This is a genomic window from Fibrivirga algicola (assembly GCF_011742925.1).
GTDB lineage: Bacteria > Bacteroidota > Bacteroidia > Cytophagales > Spirosomataceae > Fibrella > Fibrella algicola.
The window spans coordinates 409,681-430,541 of record NZ_WAEL01000002.1 but is presented as its reverse complement, the minus strand read 5'-3'; the positions used below and the strand labels follow the sequence as shown (position 1 = coordinate 430,541).

18 protein-coding genes are annotated in these 20,861 nt (G+C 53.1%); 6 read left to right on the top strand and 12 right to left on the bottom strand.

Translation table 11 applies throughout. From position 1 onward, the window contains the following. Positions 1-14: 14 nt before the first annotated feature. Together F7231_RS07035 and F7231_RS07030 are read right to left on the bottom strand one after the other, a co-directional pair. Positions 15-761: a proteasome-type protease gene (locus F7231_RS07035; RefSeq protein ID WP_085412205.1), complete on the bottom strand. Its 747-nt coding sequence runs from the start codon at positions 759-761 to the stop codon at positions 15-17. Between the two features lie 146 nt (positions 762-907). Then, positions 908-1,369, bottom strand: a complete 462-nt coding sequence (locus tag F7231_RS07030; RefSeq protein WP_085412206.1) for a DUF2721 domain-containing protein — start codon at positions 1,367-1,369, stop codon at positions 908-910. Between the two features lie 84 nt (positions 1,370-1,453). Between F7231_RS07030 and F7231_RS07025 the strand changes: the two genes are divergently transcribed. Continuing rightward, positions 1,454-2,719, top strand: a complete 1,266-nt coding sequence (locus F7231_RS07025; RefSeq protein WP_166691384.1) for a TCR/Tet family MFS transporter — start codon at positions 1,454-1,456, stop codon at positions 2,717-2,719. Positions 2,720-2,722: 3 nt separating this feature from the next. Here F7231_RS07025 and F7231_RS07020 read toward each other — a convergent pair whose 3' ends face one another. The 3 genes from F7231_RS07020 to fmt all read right to left on the bottom strand — a co-directional run bounded on the left by F7231_RS07020 (position 2,723) and on the right by fmt (position 5,618). Next, the gene (locus F7231_RS07020) at positions 2,723-3,628 is read right to left on the bottom strand and encodes an SDR family oxidoreductase (RefSeq protein ID WP_166691383.1); all 906 of its coding nucleotides are present in this window, start codon (positions 3,626-3,628) and stop codon (positions 2,723-2,725) included. Then, positions 3,612-4,604 (bottom strand): NAD-dependent epimerase/dehydratase family protein, encoded by a 993-nt coding sequence (locus tag F7231_RS07015; protein WP_166691382.1) that lies wholly within the window; start codon positions 4,602-4,604, stop codon positions 3,612-3,614. Before F7231_RS07015 ends, F7231_RS07020 begins: the two co-directional genes overlap by 17 nt. 75 nt (positions 4,605-4,679) lie before the next feature. Continuing rightward, positions 4,680-5,618 (bottom strand): methionyl-tRNA formyltransferase, encoded by a 939-nt coding sequence (fmt, locus tag F7231_RS07010; RefSeq protein WP_229365076.1) that lies wholly within the window; start codon positions 5,616-5,618, stop codon positions 4,680-4,682. Between the two features lie 374 nt (positions 5,619-5,992). On the opposite strand from fmt, the gene greA reads away from it, so the two are divergent. Further along, positions 5,993-6,466, top strand: coding sequence for a transcription elongation factor GreA (gene greA / locus F7231_RS07005; RefSeq protein WP_085412210.1), 474 nt, complete (start codon positions 5,993-5,995; stop codon positions 6,464-6,466). A 93-nt stretch (positions 6,467-6,559) separates the two neighbouring features. Here greA and F7231_RS07000 read toward each other — a convergent pair whose 3' ends face one another. Further along, positions 6,560-7,093: a dihydrofolate reductase gene (locus F7231_RS07000; RefSeq protein ID WP_166691381.1), complete on the bottom strand. Its 534-nt coding sequence runs from the start codon at positions 7,091-7,093 to the stop codon at positions 6,560-6,562. 241 nt (positions 7,094-7,334) lie between these two features. On the opposite strand from F7231_RS07000, the gene F7231_RS06995 reads away from it, so the two are divergent. The 3 genes from F7231_RS06995 to F7231_RS06985 all read left to right on the top strand — a co-directional run bounded on the left by F7231_RS06995 (position 7,335) and on the right by F7231_RS06985 (position 10,302). Beyond that, positions 7,335-7,970 (top strand): gluconate 2-dehydrogenase subunit 3 family protein, encoded by a 636-nt coding sequence (locus tag F7231_RS06995; RefSeq protein WP_198172204.1) that lies wholly within the window; start codon positions 7,335-7,337, stop codon positions 7,968-7,970. A 118-nt stretch (positions 7,971-8,088) separates the two neighbouring features. Then, complete coding sequence (locus F7231_RS06990) at positions 8,089-9,807, top strand: GMC family oxidoreductase (protein WP_085412212.1); 1,719 nt, start codon at positions 8,089-8,091, stop codon at positions 9,805-9,807. Between the two features lie 312 nt (positions 9,808-10,119). Continuing rightward, positions 10,120-10,302 (top strand): hypothetical protein, encoded by a 183-nt coding sequence (locus F7231_RS06985; protein ID WP_085412213.1) that lies wholly within the window; start codon positions 10,120-10,122, stop codon positions 10,300-10,302. A gap of 157 nt (positions 10,303-10,459) precedes the next feature. Here F7231_RS06985 and F7231_RS06980 read toward each other — a convergent pair whose 3' ends face one another. From F7231_RS06980 to F7231_RS06960, 5 genes are all read right to left on the bottom strand, one after another. Then, positions 10,460-11,191 carry an RluA family pseudouridine synthase gene (locus F7231_RS06980; RefSeq protein WP_085412214.1) on the bottom strand — a complete coding sequence of 244 codons (732 nt, stop codon included), beginning with the start codon at positions 11,189-11,191 and terminating at the stop codon, positions 10,460-10,462. A 95-nt stretch (positions 11,192-11,286) separates the two neighbouring features. Beyond that, on the bottom strand, positions 11,287-12,105 hold the full coding sequence (gene panB, locus F7231_RS06975; RefSeq protein WP_085412215.1) for a 3-methyl-2-oxobutanoate hydroxymethyltransferase: 819 nt from the start codon (positions 12,103-12,105) through the stop codon (positions 11,287-11,289). 107 nt (positions 12,106-12,212) lie between these two features. Next, positions 12,213-13,592: a murein hydrolase activator EnvC family protein gene (locus F7231_RS06970; protein WP_166691380.1), complete on the bottom strand. Its 1,380-nt coding sequence runs from the start codon at positions 13,590-13,592 to the stop codon at positions 12,213-12,215. Between the two features lie 125 nt (positions 13,593-13,717). Further along, entirely contained in the window at positions 13,718-14,617 is a 900-nt protein-coding gene (gene lolB1 / locus F7231_RS06965) for a lipoprotein insertase outer membrane protein LolB1 (protein WP_166691379.1), read from the bottom strand. Beyond that, positions 14,610-16,436, bottom strand: coding sequence for a tetratricopeptide repeat protein (locus tag F7231_RS06960; RefSeq protein ID WP_229369695.1), 1,827 nt, complete (start codon positions 16,434-16,436; stop codon positions 14,610-14,612). Before F7231_RS06960 ends, lolB1 begins: the two co-directional genes overlap by 8 nt. Before the next feature lie 209 nt (positions 16,437-16,645). On the opposite strand from F7231_RS06960, the gene F7231_RS06955 reads away from it, so the two are divergent. Beyond that, positions 16,646-18,271 carry a CotH kinase family protein gene (locus tag F7231_RS06955; RefSeq protein WP_166691378.1) on the top strand — a complete coding sequence of 542 codons (1,626 nt, stop codon included), beginning with the start codon at positions 16,646-16,648 and terminating at the stop codon, positions 18,269-18,271. 46 nt (positions 18,272-18,317) lie between these two features. Here the strand turns inward: F7231_RS06955 and F7231_RS27710 are convergent, their stop codons facing one another. After that, the gene (locus F7231_RS27710) at positions 18,318-20,795 is read right to left on the bottom strand and encodes an HRDC domain-containing protein (protein WP_208295547.1); all 2,478 of its coding nucleotides are present in this window, start codon (positions 20,793-20,795) and stop codon (positions 18,318-18,320) included. Between the last annotated feature and the right edge of the window lie 66 nt (positions 20,796-20,861).

The following is a 20,861-nucleotide window of genomic DNA, read 5'->3' as shown; positions in this document are numbered from 1 at the left end:
CAATCGGTTACCGATCAAGGTTCATTGCTTATCGGATTGGTTACCTTCTCGAAAATCGGGTCCATCCAATAGGTTGGCAGGCGCCGTACGGAGTTATTCAGCAAGGCGCTCCACTGGTGCGAAATCTCATCCATGTCGTCTTTTTCCAGCCGGTGCTCGGTCATGTGGAAACTGTCTTTGGTGTACACCACTACGTCGAGCGGGTAGTCTACATCATTGGCACTGACACGGGTAGCATCGAAGGCCAGAAAGCCGATCTTAAGGGCCTCCTGAAGGGTTGCTTCGTAGCTTAAATTTCTAAAGAGTAAGGGTTTGCCGTAGCCGGAGTTGCCGATGATCTTGAAGAGCGAACCCGAATCTACCTCAACCCAATTGCCTTCCGGATACAGCAGAAATAGTTTGTGCTCATCGTCGTCCTGCAGTTGCCCACCCACAATGGCGTTGAGGTTGAAATGCATGCCCGACGCCAGAATTGATGCTTTGTCTTCGGCCGCTACCCGTTTCACCTGTTCGCCGAAAGCGTTTACGGCTTTATATAGCTTATTGAATGTCTGGTCCTGTTCAGCGAGTACTTCGCGGAAATAGGTAATGGCCTTGTCGCGTACTGATCGCAGGCCCGAGGTCATAATGAACAGCGAATGATTCTTAACCTCGTGAACGGTGATCTTCCGATTCATCGACACTTCGGTGCCCGACGTCAACCGGGTGTCAGCTATGGCTACCAGACCTGATTTTACTTTAATTCCTAAGCAATACGTCATTAGAGCCGCGCGGTGGTTGTGTAGTGGGCAAATATAAACCGTTTTCCCATTGAGCCTGTCCACCATGATGGGTTTATCTGCTGGCTGCCTGTCCTAAAAAAGGGCGGCTAGAGTTGTTACACAACCGGCAAATGGTTACTGACAGGTCAATGGGACGTATCCGGATTTGTTGTCGAACGGGGCCTGAGGGTAAATATATCGAATCGGCGATGGCCTAGTTCCTGTTCCATATCGCTGAGTTCAATTTGAAGGGCATTGATCGAAATCGAGATCTCGACCACTGAAATAACCAGGGCTGAGATTTGAAGGACCAGTGCAAGCCCAAAAAGATAGCTAGCGGCTACCTGGTTGTTCCAATAGATCAGGGCCATACATACGGCGCTAACCAGCAGGCTTAACACCGCCAGAATCTGAATGTTACGTATCAGTTTCAGGCGGCGGTGCAGGTTCTTGATCTGGTCTACGTATACCGTTTCGGGGTTGGTCCGGAATTTATCGTGCAGATCGCGAATCAGGTTGGCGATGGCCAGAAACCGGTTGGTGAAGGCGATCATCAACAGCGAAACTGTCGAAAAAAGTAAAGCTGGAGTGCTGATAGTGAGTTCCATAGAAAGTTACCTGTGGTGAATGACCACTAACTACCTGTCGAAACATCGTAACTTGCGGCCTTTGTTCAAAATGCCTTCCTCTATATGTCTGAGAAACGTAACCCTGCGTTAATTTTCATCTTTATCACGGTTCTCATCGATTGTATTGGTATCGGGCTAATTGTGCCGGTGGTGCCCAAGCTGATCGAAGAGCTCACCGGACAGGGCCTTAGCGTAGCGTCGCAATATGGCGGTTGGCTCACGTTTGCCTACGCTGTCATGCAGTTTGTTTGCGCGCCCATTCTGGGTGGCCTGAGTGATCAATACGGCCGGCGGCCTGTGCTGCTGATCTCCCTGTTTGGATTGGGACTCGACTTTCTGGTATCGGCGTACTCGCCTACTATTGGCTGGTTATTTTTTGCCCGGGTTGCAGCGGGCATCTGTGGGGCGAGTTTCACCACGGCCAGTGCCTACATTGCCGACGTGAGCACGCCCGAAAAACGGGCGCAGAATTTCGGCCTGATTGGCGCGGCCTTTGGGCTCGGTTTCATCATTGGCCCCACAATGGGGGCGCTCTTCAGCAGCTATAGTATTCGGGCACCCTTCTATGCGGCTTCGATTCTGTCATTGCTCAACTGGCTATATGGCTATTTCGTCCTGCCCGAATCGCTATCGCTCGATAATCGACGGCCGTTCAGCTGGAAACGGGCTAACCCCGTCGGGTCGTTCAGGGCACTGCGGCGTTACCGGTCACTGATCGGGTTAATCGTGGCGCTGGCGTTCCTATACATAGCCGGACAGGTGATGCAGTCAATCTGGGGATACTTCACCATGCTTCGCTTCGGCTGGGATACCAGGATGGTTGGCATTTCGCTGGGGTTGATTGGCCTGGCGGTAGCCATTGTGCAGGGTGGCCTGATCCGCCTGATCATTCCCAAAATAGGTCAGAAACGAGCCGTCTTCCTAGGAATGGCTGTCTACGTAATCAGCTTTTTGGGCTTTGCCTTCGCTAATGAAAGCTGGATGGCCTTTGCCTTAATTATTCCGTATTCGTTTGCCGGCATCACTGGCCCGGCCATTCAGGGCATTATTTCAGGGCATGTTCCGCCCAACGAACAGGGTGAGTTGCAGGGCGCATTGGCCAGCCTGATGAGCCTGACGGCCATTGTCAGCCCGGTGCTGATTACCAATCTCTTTGCTTACTTCACCAAACCAGGCGCGCCAATTTACTTTCCGGGGGCGCCCTATATGGCTGGTGCCGTTTTTACGCTCGTCAGCTTATTCATTACAGTAAACACGCTAAAAGGGTATATACAGCCAGCTGTAGTGCCAAAAGAGCCTGTTGCGGGTAGTACACCTGCCGGTCATTAGCCTTCATTCGTACAATTCGGGCCGTAATTTCATACTGAGTAGCACAATCTGATCTACCAGCCGGGGAAAGAAGCGGCTTAGGGTAGCGTTTAATTTACCCATGCCCGTTAGTACCGTGTTGGCGCGGCGACGGTAAATATGGCGGGCTATGGCCTGAGCTACCTCCTGTTGCGTCATTTGCCAGCGGGGGGGGCGGTGGGCAAGGGGTACGGGTTCGCCGTTGGCCGCGAATACGCGTTTTTCAGGGTCATTGGCCGTGAAACCCAGGTGGATAACGCCAACATGCATACCTGTGTTGTGCCACTCCAGCCGGAGCGTATGGGCCAGATTGCTAACCGCTGCCTTACCCGCACAATAAGCCGACCCACTCGGAATGCCGTTCAGCGACGAAATCGACGAAATAAACGTGACGCAGCCTTTTGTTGCCCGCAGGTGCGGCAGTGCAGCTTTGAGCGGGTACACGGTACCGTAAATATTGCTGTCGCACACGGCTCGGAACACGTCGATGTCTAGGTCATTGAAATACGCCCGCATGGATATACTCGCATTGGCAACTAAGACGTCGAGTTGGCCAAAGGCCAGAATCGTCTGGTCGATCAGGTGCTGGCAGGCGTCGAAATTGGTAACGTCGGCCACGCAGGCGCTGGCAACGTACCCAGCCTCGGTGAAAGCGCGCAGCGTGTCGGCGAGCTGCTCAGACCGAAGCCCGTTCAGCATCACATACGCACCTTGCCGGGCTAGTTCGCGGGCTGTTTCGCGCCCAATACCCGACTCTGAGCCTGTGATGAGGGCTACCTTACCGGCAAACCGGCCCGGCGGCCCTGCCTGGGTCCGTTGCCGGTACGGCTGAACATCCTGCTTGTCAGGCGGGTGGGTCAGAAAAGCAGGTTGTTCAGTAAACGTGTCCATGCGAAGAAAACCAGTCGTAAGCCTCTTGGATGGCTTGCCGAATGGGCGTTTGTGGTAAGTTGAGTTCTGTAATTGCCTTTTGGGCAGTAAAATAATGGCCATCGTTGGCGATCATGGCCATAGAGCCTGTCACCTGAGCCGATGCGCCTGTAAGCCGGGTACGCCAGTCATTGAACCGGCCATACAGCCGGGTCAACGGGGACGGAATAAAAAGACGCGGCGCACGAACACCAGCCAGGTTAGCCATCAGCGAAAAGGCTTCGTGGTAGGTCAGGTTTTCGTTACCCAGAATGTACGACTCCCCAATTCGCCCCATTGTTAGTGCGTTGACGGTTGCCGTTGCTGCATCGCGCACGTGGATGAAGTTTTTGCCGCCCGCCGCGTACCCTGGCACCTGCTTTCGGGCAACCGCCAGCAGCATCGCTCCCGAGGTAGGCTTATTGTCTAGCGGGCCAACCAGAAACGTAGGGTGCACCAACACGGCAGGTACCTTGCCAGCCAGAGCCGCCTGTGTGACCAGTTCCGTAGCGGCCAGTTTGCTATCCATGTAATCGACTCCGTAGCGCTTCCCGGCGTAAGGCGTGGCTTCGTTACCGGGTTTGGCTTTGGAACCAAAGCCGAACACATTGGCCGTGCCTACATAGACCAGCCTGCTTATGCCAGCCTGTCGGGCAGCCTTGAGCATGTGCTCGGTACCGATTTTGTTGACAGCCCACACCGCCGGGTTGCGCGCCGGATTCACCTGAGCGAGCGCGGCCGCGTGAATAATGGCCGTACAGGTCTCGGTAGCTCGTGCTACATCATCAGGGTTGCTTAAGTCGCCCTCTACCAGCTCAATGGGTAGCCCAGCCAGCGTCGATCGGTCACTGCCGGGCCGTACCAGCGCGCGTACTACGTACCGACGCGCCAACAACTCGCGGGCAATATGACTTCCCAGAAACCCGTTTGCACCCGTTAAAAGAATAGTATCGGCCACTAAGTCGCTGATTAAGTCGTGTGCTATCTACGTTAAAACTGCCTGGATGGATTAATGGTGCGGTTTCGGCCTGAATCAGATCGTGTTGCCACGTAGAAAATCGCCCGTCAGCATGCGGCGTTTTCCTTCGGCCTGCAGTTCATCTATTGCCAGCCAACTGTCGGCAGCGCGTACCAGCAAGCTTGCTTTGCCGTCGGTGTACACCTGGCCGGGTGTGGCCTCGGCGGGGTGCTGGTCGGTGACCGATACCGAATAAATTTTGTAGAATTTTTCGCCGCCTTGCGTGCCCGGCAGCTTTGTCCAGGCGGCGGGGTAGGGCGATAGGCCACGTACAAAGTTGCGTATCATCACCGCGGGCTGATTCCAGTTGATCTCAGTCGTTTCCCGGTGGAGCTTGGGGGCTGGTTTCAGGTCGGTGGCATTGGGTTGCGGAGTTCGCGGGTACGTGCCTGCTTCAATGGCTTCTACCGTGCGCAGCACCAGATCGGCGCCGTGTTCCATCAGGCGGTCGTGGAGAGTGCCAGCCGTGTCATCGGGTGAGATGGGCTCCGTTTCCTGAAAAATCATCTGGCCGGTGTCGATCTCTTTCTCGATAAAAAAGGTGGTGGCCCCGGTCTCCGTTTCGCCGTTGATAATGGCCCAGTTGATCGGGGCAGCCCCCCGGTATTGCGGTAGCTTAGAGGCATGCAGGTTGAAGGTACCCACGCGCGGCATAGCCCACACCACTTCAGGCAACATCCTGAATGCCACGACTACCTGCAGATCGGCGTTGTAGTTGGCCAACTCGGATAGGAAAGCCGGATCGCGCAGTTTCTCGGGTTGCAGCACGGGTAATCCTGCTTCCAGGGCAGCTCGTTTCACCGGTGACGGCACCAGCTGTAGCCCCCGCCCCGAGGGCCGGTCCGGGGCCGTGATGACCGCCACTACCTGGCAGCCGCCCTGAATTAGACGTTGCAGGCTCGCCACCGCAAAATCGGGGGTGCCCATGAACACAATGCGTAATCTATTGTTCATATTGATCGTTCTTGTATGAGTTGGGGTCGCTTAGCCGTTTCCCGGTTTTGAGTTTTGCAGAAACCCGTGTGGGTGGGTTGACAAAGGCGGGTTGGAAGTCGTACATTTGTCTAAACGCTATCTCAACCCGATGCGACAACAACGCGCACATAGTAGTAAAGGTTGGTTCTTCTGACAGGCTGCAAAACAAACAAACTTGTTGCAGAACGGTCGGTGGACCGTTCTTTTTTTTGTCTAAAACGACCGGTTACAACAAATGGCTGCGGCGATAGTGTACAACATTTGTCCATAACGGATATTCTCAATAGTCGCCTCTGACCCTGTCTTGGATAGTCGGAGACGATTGTCTAAGTAAAAGACACCAGCATAGTATTATGTCTAAGATTAACTATTACACCGAAGAGGGCCTGAACCGGCTCAAAGCCGAGCTAAACGACCTGAAAACCAAAGGACGTACAGCAATCGCCCATCAAATTGCCGAGGCACGCGATAAAGGTGACCTCAGCGAAAACGCGGAATACGATGCAGCGAAAGATGCGCAGGGGTTGCATGAACTCAAAATCTCGAAGCTCGAAGAAGTCGTAGCCAACGCCCGCCTGCTCGACGAATCATCAATCGATACATCGATTGTATCGGTGCTCTCGCACGTGAAGATTAAAAATAAGAAAACGGGTGCTGAAGTTACCTACACGCTGGTGTCGGAGGAAGAAGCTGATTTGAAGCAATTCCGGATCTCTGTTGGTTCGCCCATTGGAAAAGGGTTGCTGGGTAAAAAAGTGGGCGAGACTGCTGAAATCACGGTTCCCGCCGGTAAAATCGAATTTGAAGTAATCGAGATCAGTCGGTAAGCGAATACAGCATAGGGAAAGTCCTCTGGTTGGGGCGTTGTACTACGAACTGTAGCGACGTACAAGCCAGAGGACTTTTGTGTATAGCTAACCCTACATTTTCTCGTATACCACGAAATCGAAAGCTGCCTCGTGGCGATCGTCGGCGGGGTGGGACTGGCGGCTGACTTCCTGCCAGATTGTTTTGTCAAACTCTGGAAACGAGGCATTCCCCTCGTAGGTACGTTGCACCTCGGTAAGGTAAATGCGGTTGGCCATTGGCAGCGCCAGGGCGTAGATTTCTGCCCCACCAATAACAAATAGCTCGGCGGTCTCGTGTCCTGCCTGGTTGTGAGCTGCCTCGGCCTGTTGGGCCGCTTCTAACGCCGCCTCCAGTGTGTTCACCACCGTAACGCCGTCGAACTGAAAGTCAGGGTTGCGGGAGATCACGATATTAGTCCGTTTAGGAAGTGGTTTCCCCAATGCATCCAGCGACTTGCGTCCCATAATAATGGCGTGGCCGCTGGTCTTTTGTTTGAAATAAGCAAAGTCATCCGGGAGGTGCCAGGGCAGGTCTGGCCGACCGTCGGGGCGGTCTCGTCCAATGACCCGATTCTGTGCCATTGCGGCAATAAGGCTAATGAGCATACGCGGTAATTATCGTGATGATAAAAGTACAGTTTGTGGCTCAAATTAGTACTAAATACAGCTGCCGGGCTAACTAACGGGCCTGGCAAGTACATTGAGCGATTACTTAGTGAAAAATAAAGGTAACAGCTTGAAAAAACGTGCCTTTAAACTTGGTCTCACTGTCCAATTCCCTCTTGTAATTATATACATTTGTGTTCCTTTTGAACGTTTTCATACAGTATTCTAACTAATTTCTCCTATGAACAGACGCGACGCCCTGTTGCGGGTGGCTACAATGGTTGGTGCGACAATTTCGCTACCGGCTCTGGGCTCATCCGCGTTGGCCGATACGCTAGAGGCTTCGGCGGCACAACGGATTGCTACGGGCAAACCCGTTTTCTTCTCCGCTGATCAGGATGCCTTGGTGGCCGATCTGGCCGATGTTATTATTCCCACAACGAAAACGCCTGGTGCCAAAGCCGCCAAGGTGAACGAGATTATAGATGTTGTGTTGAAAGACTGCTACAAACCGGCTGATCAGAAGGTGTTTACCGACGGCTTGACCATGACGCAGAAAATGAGTCAGGATAGCTACGGTAAAGCTTTCTCGCAACTCGATAATAATCAGAAAATCGAGTTGATGAAAAAACTGGAGGCCAGTGCCAAGCAACAACGGTCAGATGCTGCCCGTGCTGTAGCAGGTCAGCAGGATGTACAGATAGCGGCTGAAAAGCGTAACGTAACTCCGTTCTTCGCCATGCTGAAAGACTTGACGCTGATGGGCTATTTTACGTCTGAAATTGGTGCTACGCAGGCGCTGGAGTATGTGGCTATTCCTGGCCGTTACGACGGTTGTGTTCCCCTGAAGCCCGGTCAGAAAGCCTGGGCAATCTAAACTCAAATGGCATAAGTCGTTGGGTCGTGTCTCTGGAAAGTCGGTTCGTTAACCACTGCTGACTTTCACACTGTGCGACATTCCGGACTTATGATCACAGACTTACGACTACTATCCTATGAATCTCAATATCGACGCTCAGAAAGACATGACCTACGATGCAATCGTGGTCGGATCGGGCATTTCAGGCGGCTGGGCTGCAAAGGAACTTACGCAGAAAGGTCTGCGGGTACTGATGCTGGAACGGGGCCGTGACATTAAACACGTTGAAGGCTACACAACAGCTACCAATAATCCCTGGGACTTTCCACACCGGGGCCGGATTACTACACAGGCGGCCGAAGAGTACTGGGCCAACATGCGTACGGGCTATACTGCCAACGAAGAATGGCGTCATCACTTCGAGAATGACTCACTGAACCCGTATATCGAAAAACGTCCGATGGACTGGATTCGGGGCTACCACGTGGGTGGTCGTTCGCTGATGTGGGGTCGTCAGAGCTATCGCCACAATGAGGAAGACTTTATGGCCAACCTCAAAGAAGGCGTTGGTGTAGACTGGCCGATCCGGTACAAAGACCTGGCTCCCTGGTATACCTACGTTGAAGGATTTGCTGGTATCAGCGGTTCGAAAGATGGGCTCAGCGTATTGCCAGATGGCAATTACCTGCCGCCTATGGAAATGAACTGCGTGGAGAAAGAAGTAAAGACCCGCATTGAAAAAGCATTTGGTAAGCGCCACATCACGATGGGTCGTACTGCCCACCTGACCGATCCTAAAGCCGTTCACACGAACCTGGGGCGGGCTGCCTGCCAGTACCGGAACCAGTGTATGCGCGGATGTCCATTCGGCGCGTACTTCAGTACCCAGTCGTCGACGTTGCCAGCGGCAATGGCCACTGGTCGCCTGACACTCCGCCCCGACTCGATCGTGTCTGAAGTACTGTACGATGAGAAAAAAGGCCGGGCAACGGGTGTTCGCATCATCGACCAGAATACGAAAGCCGTTCGTGAATACTACGCCAAGATCATTTTTGTGAATGCGTCTGCGTTTGGTAGCACGTCTATTTTGATGAACTCAAAGTCGAGCCGGTTCCCCAATGGAATGGGTAATGATTCAGACCAACTTGGCCGTAACATCATGGACCACCACCTCGGCGTAGGTGCATCCGGCGATTTCGATGGCATGGAAGATCAGTATTATTATGGTCGTCGTGCCAACGGCGTTTATGTACCCCGTTACCGTAACTGGGATGGCGACAAGCGTGACTACCTCCGTGGCTTCGGCTATCAGGGTGGCGCCAGCCGGTCGGGCTGGAACCGGGGCGTAGGTATGGACGGTTTTGGGGCCGATTTCAAAGAAGATCTGACCAAACCCGGCCCATGGTCGTTTGGTATCGGTGGCTTTGGCGAGGTACTTCCTGACCCAAATAACCGCATGACCCTGTCACCAGACAAGAAAGACCGTTGGGGGCTACCTCTGATCGTATTTGATGCTGCGTATGGCGAAAACGAGAAGAAGATGCGGAAGGATATGATGAACGACGCCGTAGAGATGTTGGAGGCCGCCGGACTCAAAAACGTGAAGGGCTACAACGACGAATCGAAAAACTTGGGTATTGGTATCCACGAAATGGGAACTGCCCGCATGGGTCGTGACCCTAAGACATCGGTGCTGAACGCCAACAACCAGATTCACTCGGTCAAGAACGTATTCGTGACTGATGGGGCCGCCATGACTTCCGCGTCATGTGTGAACCCATCGCTTACGTACATGGCCTTAACAGCACGGGCAGCTGATTTTGCCGTTAAAGAGCTGAAGAAGCAGAATATATAAAAGCTATCTTACGGCTTTATCAGCCTCTCCGACGCCTTCACAGGCGTCGGAGAGGCTTTTTTTGTACATGGAGCTAGTCACTACATAAGCTTAGTATCCGGTAGCTTGGATTAATATATGTTACTAGTAGATAAAAAATTAAAATATCTATATTGATGGAGTATTTTCTATGGATATGTTGTTTTAGTATTATGCCAAGATTAACTTTGAATGAACATATTTTTACCACCGTACCAAAGTTGGCATAAGTTTTGAGTTGAATTCACTATTCACTTCTAATCTAGTGACCAACCCGTAATACCTATAAGAGAGATGAAAACGATTCGGTTGTACATGATTTTGCAATGGGTGTTGTTTTTGCCCATCCTTTTGCCGCTCTGTATGGTGTTCGGCGCTTTGCGTGGAGCCGTTCTTATGGCTGAGCGAGTGATTGATCAAATGAGTATCGACATTAGTTATAAGCCAACAGGTACGTCGGTTCAACCCGAGTCCTAAGGCTTATTTATCTTAAGCATATAGTTACAAAGAGTCCCTGATACAACATTTCTGTTGCATCAGGGACTCTTTGCCTTTTATTGTACGTTGAAGCGGATCGCTATGAACGTACCTAGTCGGCAACGTCTGATCGTGCCAGCTCTAACGCTGTTCGATATCAGAAAATGAAATCGAGGTTTTTGTCTTTAAATTCCTCATTGTCGAGTTCCAGGAATTCCTCCCAGAACGGATCAACGGGTAAACCTGCACGAAGAATCAGGGGTTCTTTCTTCACCGGGTGAATGAAGTATAACCGTCGCGCATGGAGGTAGATCTTTTTACCGGGTACCTCGCGGTCATAGCCGTACTTGGCATCGCCTCGAATCGGGCAACCCATCGCTGCCAGCTGCGCCCGAATCTGGTGGGGACGACCTGTTAGCGGTTCTACTTCCAACAGGTAATGCTCATTTATTTTACCTAGCAGCCGATACGACAGTTCAGCGCGTTGTGAGCCGGGGACTTCGTAGTCATAAGCTGTAACCTGGTTTTTGGCCTCGTCTTTGATCAGATAATGAACGAGCTTTCCTTTCTTTTCGGTAGGGTGATGCCGAACTACTGCCCAGTACGTTTTCTGAATTTGACGCTTCCGAAAAATCTCCGTCATACGCTCAACTGCCTTTGAGGTACGGCCAAACACAACCAGACCACTTACAGGCCGGTCGAGGCGATGCACCGGGTTAAGGAACACATCGCCCGGCTTTTTATATTCTTCCTTTATATACTCTTTGAGGAGTTCGGTAAGTGAGGGGTCGCCAGTCCGATCGGTCTGTACAAGTACACCCGGCTCTTTGTTGACGATTAGCAGGTGGTTGTCTTCGTAAACCACCGAATAAGGTACGCGCTTCTTCATAGAAATGAAGAATTGAGAAGGAAGCAGTAAGCAGACCAGCATAGCTAGCGCGCACTTCTTCGTTCTAATTCTTAATTATTCATTCATTTTTTAACTCAGTACGCTTCCGATTCGTTCGGGAAGTCGTTGGTTTTCACGTCATCAACGTAGTGCGTGATGGCCTCCAGCATGGCTGTGTGCAGGTCGGCGTAACGGCGCAGGAAACGCGGTTTGAACTCTTTGTTGATTCCCAGCATGTCGTGGATCACCAGAATCTGCCCATCGGCGTCCGGGCCAGCACCTATACCAATGGTTGGGATAGCTAGCTGTTCGGAGACCTGTTTGGTAAGGGCCGCCGGAATTTTTTCCAACACTGTGGCAAAGCAGCCAATCTCCTGAAGCATCAGGGCATCTTCCATCAGTTTCTGCGCTTCAGTATCTTCCTTAGCTCGTACAGCATACGTGCCGAATTTGTAGATCGACTGTGGCGTAAGGCCCAGGTGCCCCATTACGGGCACACCAGCGCTTAGGATGCGCGTAACCGACTCACGAATTTCGCTGCCTCCTTCCATTTTCACGGCATGCGCTCCCGATTCTTTCATGATCCTGATTGCCGAACGAAGTGCCTCTGATGAATTGCCCTGATAAGAGCCAAAGGGAAGATCGACAACCACCAACGCCCGTTTTACGGCCCGCACCACTGACCCAGCGTGGTAGATCATCTGGTCGAGGGTGATGGGTAGGGTTGTTTCGTGACCAGCCATCACGTTGGAGGCTGAGTCGCCAACCAGAATAACTTCTACGCCAGCTGCATCAACCACGCGGGCCATCGAATAATCGTAGGCTGTAAGGGCAGAGATTTTTTCACCCCGGTTTTTCAGTTCCTGAAGGGTGTGCGTGGTAACACGCTTAATATCGGGATTGTGAACAGACATTTTTTTGATTACAGGTTTCTGTTTACAGCCTTCTGTTGCTTCGCTAACTCACGATACACACTGTAGGGGAGTAACTGCAAACTGTGAACAGAAAACTGCAAACTCGTTTATCTCGGTGCCAGCCAGGCTTCGGGATTCATTTTGGCAAACTCTTTCCAGATCTGGAATTGTAGCTCGGTGTTGCCCTGGCTATCGGTGCCTACGGTGCCAATGTTTTCACGAGCTTTTACACGGTCGCCCATTTTCACTGTCACATTCTTCAGCTTGGCGTAAATCGTGTAATAGTCGCCATGCTGAATGGCCACTACGTTCTGACTGCCCATCACGTACTCAACGTTCATGACAATGCCATCGTAGATAGCCCGTACGGGTTCGCCCGCATTGGTTTGGATGTCGATGCCGGGGTTCGATATTTTCAGCCCTTTCAGAACCGGATGTGGGTGCACACCAAAACGCTCAGACACGAAACCACGCTGTACCGGCCAGGGGAGGCGGGCGCGGGAAGCGGCAAAGGAGGAGCCAAGGGCTAGTTCCTCGCGGTTTAGGTTGCTGGGGGTACGTGTGTTGTCTGATTTGGCAACACCCAGATCGGGGTCAGGAATGACAACGGGGGGCGGGGCGGGTTTGCCTTCTTCTTTCGCTTTTGCAACGGCTTCGGCCCGGCGGCGTTCAGCTTCACGGCGTTCATTGGCCAGGCGGGTGGCCTCCGCTTTGGCTAATCGCTCGCGTTCGGCTCGTTCTCGGGCAGCACGCTCGGCCCGTTCGCGCGCTTCCCGAGCAATGATCGACGTGATCATGTTTTCGAGCCGATTAATGTTTCTGCGGCTTTCGGCAAGTTCAGTACGTAACACGCCTTCGCGCTGACTCAACTGCTCAACAACTTTGTTTTTATCCTGTTTCAGGTCTTCCAGCTTTTCCGACTCACGCACTTTGGTCGTCAGCACAACGGTTTGTTGCCGCCGCTTCTGTTCGGTCGCGGTTCGTTTGCCGGTGATCTCCGTCTGAACTGTCTCCATTTCCCGTTTCTGCGTCTGGCGGGCTTTGGCATATTGTTTCAGGTAGCGGAAACGGGCCACCAACTGATTGAAATTCTCGGATGAGAATAGAAAACCAAGCGGATTTAACTGCTGCCGGCGTTTGTCGGCGGCGTAGATCATCTGGGCATATTCGGCGCGGAGCTTATCCAAGTCGCGGTTCAGTGCCTGGCTGGCTTTACGCAGATCTGAAATCTCGACCTCGCTCAGCCTGATTTCGTCCGACAATAAATTGATCTGCTTTGACTGGGCCTCAATCTGGGCCGTCAGTGCTTTAAGCTGACTGATAGATACCTGTTTCTCTGACGAGGTCTTTCTCAAGACTGCGCGTAGTTCATTCAGTTGCTCAATGTTTTTCTTCTTTTCGCGCTCCAATGCCTGCCGGTCACGCTTCTGAGCCAGCAGCGGGAGCGACGTAAACAAGGTGATGAGAAGAAAGAGGAGTAAGCGCATGAACAAAAATAGTCGAAAGAACTCGGGAAAGTCAGGTAGTGGGGGTACGTAGTATAAGCCGTCGTTTCTAAAGCAAGTAGGTAATGGGGCAGATTAAGCACTACCACACCCTGACTTTTCAGGCTTTAATTACGCTGGTACTTGGCCGGAATGGCAAACGGAAACCCTGGATCTTTGTCGATCAACTCTACTTTGCTGTGCTTTATCTGAATCAGCGTCTGGTAAAACTGCCCATCGGTCTGTGACTGGTAATCGAGCGTGACCAGGCTTGAATAGGGAAACAGAAAGTTATTGAGTGTATTGAAATCCTCATAATCGAGCCGGAGGGCATTCTTGGTTGGCTGCTCGGTCACCATCAGGCGTTTCAGTTTCCGATCGTTTTCGCCAATGTAATTCTCAACCAGCACTTTGCCCGCGCTCTGGCGCAACAGCAGGTAATCACGCTCTTTCTTGATCTTCTGCGCCGGGCGTTTGGGCAGCGGCAAATTACCAACTATCAGCGCCTGTAACAGATCGAAGTTCATCTCGAAGTTGAACTGGCGGCTGAGGGTCGGGAAATCGTATATAGCATAGCGCCGTTCCAGCTTGTCCATGATGGCCACTGAATCGCGGGTAATTAGCGCACGGACAGCTTCGATACCTACTTTTGAAATGCTGATCCAGATGGCACTATCTTTCCGGACACGCAGATTCAGGTTGGCATTACTAATGTCCTGCGTTTTGCTCTTGAACGAAAGCTTCGACTTGGCAGTCAGGTACTTGAAGTCGATTTCTGCCACGTTAGAGCGTGCTTCGTCTATCCCGGGCCGGGTCAGAGCGGTATTGATGGTTGGCGGGGTAGTAGTGACAACCGAAGGAGAGGTACTCGGTGTACTGGCTGTCGTTGAGGTTGGTGGCTGGCTCATCGCCACCGTGTCGGCGGTTACCGTGGTGGCTTGCGGGGTACGTTTAGTACGCTGACGGTGGCAACTGGCCTGACTGTACAGCACGCTTGCCAGAAAGGCATACAACAAAACTCTATTCATATAATTTTCCGCCCGCAATTTTCTGGTCGAGCTTGTCACTAGCTCCCCCTTTTTGCTTGGCTAATTTCCACTGGTCAATGGCTTTGGCTTTATCGCCCAACTGGAACAAGGCATCGCCATAGTGTTCCAGAATAGTGCCACTGATATTGGCTGGGTCTGATTGAATGGCTTTTTCGAGGAACTTCCGCGCACTAGCATAGTCCTTCATCACGTACAACACCCAGGCGTGGGTATCCAGGTACGTTGCATTGGCAGGGTGCAGTTCGGCCAGCTTCGTCGACATTGTCTTCGCTCTGGGAAGGTTCTCCTTCCGCAAGGACAGAAAGTAGCTGTAGTTGTTGAGCACCCGGTCGTTGTTGGGGTCTACCTTCAGTACGGCCTCATACGCTTCGTCAGACTTAGCATAATCGCGGATGCCGTTGTAGGCGTCGCCCAACTGGCCATTTATTTCGAGGAGCATCTTTGGGTTCGACGACAGCAGTTTCCGGCTCTCTTCAAGGGCATCAATAGCTTCCTGATAACGGCGTTTATACAAATTAGCCGAGCCGTTGGAGTACCACAGCAGGCCTTGGTTAGGAAAGACTTCCAGTGCTTTCTCGGTATGGATCACGATGCTGTCGACCTGCGATAGCTCGCCATCGAGTTGCACAATGGCGCCCCATACTTCATAGATCGATGGGTCGAGGCGGGCGGCGCGAACGTAGGCATCGCGGGCTTCGGCTTTCTGGCCCTGCTGCATCAACAGGTCGGCCATCATTACCTGCGCCTTGGCATCTCTTGGATTCTGGCGGGTCAGCTCCTGCGCCATTTTCAGCGCATCCTGCTTGGCGGCTGGCGTGTCGCCTGCCACACCCACATAATTCGATAAAATGCGGGCTTTCAGGCCGGCTTCCAGATTCGGATTCGAAAATACTTTCTGTAATGCCTGCGTCGACTTATCTACGTTACCCTGCCGCCGGTAGATATCAGCCAGCATCATGTTGGCCTGCGGGCTGTCGGGGCTTAGTTTCAGGGCGCGTTCGAGCCAGGTTATAGCGAGCGGAACACGGTCATTAGCCACGAGCAGTTCGGCACCTTCAACCAGAAACTCAGGATCGGCTGGTTCCGAGGCAATCAGGCGCTCAGCTTCTTCGATGGCTTTGTCGACCTTGTTCTGCTTTAAATAAATGCGCTGTTTCTGCCGGGTAATTTCCTCATTCAAGCCCATCGCTTTTTCTACGCGGTCGTAGGTGGCCAGGGCTTTGTCCGGCTTGTCGTCGAAGAGATAAATAGCGGCCAGTTCAACGCCGTATTCAATGGTTTCAGACCCTTTCGCCAGCAGGCTTTCATACAGCTCTTCGGCTTCGGGATAGCGCTTCTGTTTCACAAACAACTCCGCCACCTGCAACAGGTAGTAGGCGTTGTTTTTGTCGAGTTGGTAGGCCTTCTGCGCATAAGGCAAGGCCTCTATTGGTTTGCTGGCCTTGATCAGCGCCGTTGCCAGTGCATACTGAACAGCGGCATTGGCCGGGTTCTTGGCCGCCAGTTTTTCCAGCGCTGGTATCGCCTTTGTCGGTTCGTCGACCAGCAAAAAGCGGTAAGCGTCGGTAAACTCGGTCTCTTCGGCAACGACCTTGTCTGACTTTACCGTCGGCTGGGCGATAGCGCCATTGTCGATGGTGGTCACCGAAACGGGCTGGTCGGGGGTACGTGGTTTTCGCTGGGCCAGCGTAGCATCAGGCAGGAAGAGACACAGGCCGACCAGCAGGCAGGGCCATAGGTTCCGAACGCCGGTAAAAGGCGAAGTAAACGCGCTACAGGATGTGTAAATCAATGGCATAACGAGTAAATACACTATCAACGCCCTGGTCTGGTCTGGTATTGCTGAAAAGTAGCTCGGGTAAGGTAAACAAATGTACAGCCAAACAGGCAAACAACCTTTCGTCTAATTGGTTCTGGGAGCAAACGCCGTACCAGGGATATAAGTAACTGGCAGGTAGGCTTTCCCTTTACTCCAAAGCCAGCCAGTGTTCTGTAACTACCCAGCCGATGCGCGCTCTTTGTATTCTTTTCTGGATTGTTTGCGCGTTGCCTCTCTCGGGGCTAAGTCAGTCGCTGTCAAACTCAAACCTACCCATTCTGCTTATCAACACGCGGGGTGGGACGATTGTTGACGATCCGAAAATTGTGGCCGATCTACAGATCATCGACAATGGGTTGGGAAACCGGAATAACCTGGCCGACAAAGCCACATTCAGTAGCGTAATTGGCATTGAACTGCGGGGAGCCAGCTCGCAGATGTTCCCGAAGAAACCCTACGGCATTGAACTGCGCGATTCGACCGGCATGAACTCGGTAGCTAAATCGGTGCTGGGTATGCCCGCCGAAAGCGACTGGGTGCTGAATGCGGTGTATAACGATAAGACACTGGTTCGGGAAACGCTGACGTACGACTTTTACCGAACGATGAGCAAGTACTACGCCTCCCGGTTTCGGTATTGCGAACTGGTGCTGAACGGGGAGTACCGTGGCATATACATCCTGATGGAACGGCTGAAGCGGGACAAGAACCGGGTGAATATTTCCAGTATCAAAAAAACGGACGTTACCGGCGATGCCCTGACGGGGGGGTACATTCTAAAGATCGATAAGACGGAAGGATCAGCGTCGAGGTCATGGACGTCACCGTACATAGCAGGCCCAAACGGGGGGACGGTGCAAATCCAGATTGACCGCCCTAAGCCGGAAGACCTGGCCGATGAGCAGTTTCAGTACATTAAAGGGTATGTGTCAGCATTTGAAGGCGCGTTGAGTGGCCCCGATTTTACCGACCCTGAGAAGGGTTTCCGCAAGTTTATCGATGAGGATTCTTTTGTCGATTACCTGCTTCTGACGGAGGTTTGTAAGAATATAGACGGTTATCGCCTCAGCGCCTACTTCTATAAAGACCGCGATTCGAAAAGCCCTAAATTGGTTATGGGCCCTATCTGGGATTACAACCTCACCTATGGCAATGCCGATTATTGCAATGGTAACGACTACCGGGGCTGGGCATTCGATTACAATACGGTCTGTGCCGGTGATAGATATCCAATACCGTTTTGGTGGAATCGGCTGTTGCAGGATCTGACCTTTGGCCGCAAGGTGAAAGAGCGGTACAAGGCGCTTCGCCAGACCATACTGACACCGCAGCGCCTCGGTGCGTTCGTTGATTCGACAACCAACGTGCTCACCGAAGCCCGTTTTCGAAATTTCAATAAATGGCCCGTTATCGGGGTGTATGTCTGGCCCAATGGGTACGTTGGTCAGACATACCAGAAGGAAGTCGATTACCTGAAAGAGTGGATCACGTTGCGCCTCAACTGGATGGATAAGGCCATTGAACCCTTCGGCGTTGCGGTGCTGGCCACCGAGCCCAGCGCTCTGCGGCTGGGGCCTAATCCGTCGGTCGGAGATGTGCTGGTGACCTTACCACTCGCTGCTGCCACCGACCTAAGTTTAACGCTCACTGACATGCAGGGGCGGCCCCTACACCAGGCGCAATACGCCAGCCAGCCCGCAGGTACGTTCGAGCGCATACTGACCGCAGCGCAGTTCACGAACGGGCCAGGTACGTACCTGCTGACCTTGACCACGCAGGCTGGCCCGGTGTCGAAAGTGATTGTGCGGTATTAGGGAAGTGATGATTTCATCGTGTCGAGCGGAGCCAGGCGAGCTCCAATTAGGCATCAGCGTAGGCCAGCCGCAGTTCGCGCTGCGTAACCTGCCCCTTCAACGTTTTAACGGCTTCAGTTAGGCTAAGCGGCCGCGCCGTACCGAAAGTACTGTAGATCAACGCCAGCTTATCGGCCGAGACGAGCATTTCGACAGGGAGGGTGCCCTCCCGAATGCAAACTGACAAGTGATTCTCTGCCGTTTGTGGCGAAATACCCCGTGCTGTGGCAATGTCGGAAATTGATTTGCCTGTCAGGAATAAGTCCAGCGTAGCCCTGTGCGCTGCTGGCTCCGGTACGTTCGTTGCTTGGGTACGTGCCTGACTACCCAGGCCGCTCGAGCGGCCGTAGCCCGCGCTGCTGTAGTCCGGGTTGTTGCGGATAATAGCCAGTAATTCATCGCCGATCCGTTTGGCTTTGGCTTTGCCCAACCCTTTGATCTTTGCCAGTTGCTCAATGGTTTCCGGACGTACCCGCTCAATCTCGGTTAGCGTTTGCTGGGCCATGATCTGGTAGGCTGTGGCGTTGTGCTCCGAGGCCATGTTGTTGCGCCACTTCATCAGCTCGAAATACAGAGCGCTGGGTTTCGACTCGTCACGTCGGCCTAGTGCGCCACGCTGTCGGGCACCGACCGTTGATGGGGCGGTCTGTTTACGGGCGGGTACAAAATCCAGTTCGGCGCGGTTGCGGGCTTCGCCACATAGCAGGGCGTCGAACCCACTTCGGCATTTGGCGAAGGTAGCCAAGTTCACGACCAGCGCTTTTTCGGTTTCGTCGAGGTACTCGAGTAGGGCGGTACGTACCTGTTTATTGTCCGATTCGGTAGGCAACTCCCGCAGCTTGGGTAATAGCTCGTCGGTCAGCAGGGTGTGAAAGTAGGTGCTGGCGTTTCGGATACGTACCTGTAGTGCCTCGTTGGCTTCGGGTAGTGGCTCCTGCGCGAAATACTCGGGTAACTGCTTCTGAAAGCGGTGTGCCATTACGCGGGCTTTGTCGGTCAGCAGCGCGGCCAGCTCGGTCAGTTCCGGCAGCAGGTTCACCGGGAGGCTGCGGGCCGATTCGGCCACCACCTTTCGGCTTCTGCCCAACCAGTAGGCCGCCTGTTCAAACGAAAACAGATCATAGAGTCGCTGTTCTTGATTCACCCGTTTGGCGCTCTGAAAGTGCTGCTCGGTGGGAGTACGTTCCTGCACATCGGCATGGAAACGCTCCAGGTTGTATTCTGTTTTGATGCTGCTGGCCGGAATGGGCGTTTGCAACACCAGCCCTTCCAACGTTTTGCAGCGGCTCAGAGCCACGTATACCTGCCCATGCGCAAAGGCCTTACCGGCGTCGATGATGGCGCGCTCAAAGGTCAGGCCCTGGCTTTTGTGCACCGTTATCGCCCAGGCCAGCCGGAGCGGAAACTGCACGAACGTACCTATGATGTCGCTTTTGATCGCCTTTGTGGTCGGGTCGAGGGTATATCGGATGTTCTGCCATTCTACGGGACCGGTCACGATGGGCATGACCTCACCGGGGCATTTGATCTCGATATAATCGTTCCCGAACGCCACGATACGCCCGATCTTTCCATTGTAAAACAGCTTGTCGCGCGAGGTGTCGTTTTTGATGAACATCACCTGTGCGCCCACTTTCAGGTCGAGCTTATGCTCGGTGGGGTACATGTGCTCCGGAAAATCGTCGAGTACGGTGGCTGTGTATGACTTCAGCGGCCCGGGCAGTTCGGCCAGTTTGCGGTTGTTGATTTGTTGGGCCGTGTTGTTATGCGTCGACAGGGTAATATAGCCCGCTTCGTCATCCGGGGCAAAGTCGGGCAGGTAGCGCTGGTTTAAGTCGGCGAGGCCGGCGGCGGTAATTGTTTTCTCCCGAATGCCATTCAGCAGGTCAATAAATCGCTGATCAGACTGGCGGTAAATGTGCGTCAGTTCAATGGATACGTATTCGGTTTGCTGCAGCGCCTGGCTACTGAAAAAATAGCCTGTCTGGTAGTAGGGCTGCAGCAACGCCCAATCATCATCGCGGATAACGGGCGGTAACTGCTGCATGTCGCCGATGAGCAGGAGCTGTACGCCGCCAAACGGCCGGTCGCCACCCCGGTAGCGCCGTAGCACCGCATCGATACCATCCAGCACATCGGCCCTGACCATACTGATCTCATCAATCACCAGCAGATCGAGGGTTCGGAGCAGCTTGATTTTTTCGCTGTTGAACTTACGGTTCATCTGCCCCTGATCACCGGGGATAATGGGGCCAAAAGGCAGTTGAAAGAGCGAGTGAATGGTAACGCCTCCCGCATTGATGGCCGCCACGCCGGTTGGTGCCACTACCACCAGCCGTTTGGCCGACAATTGCTTGATCTGGTGCAGAAACGTGGTTTTGCCCGTGCCCGCTTTCCCCGTTAGAAAAACGTTCTGGCTGGTGTGCAGCACATAGTTATGGGCCAGATCGAGGCGTTCGTTGGGGATGTGAAGCGTAGAGGTCAAGTGCGTACGGGCGTAAAGGCCGACTGGCAGGCCAGCGCGGCATCAGTATATGTAAGTAGACGGGGA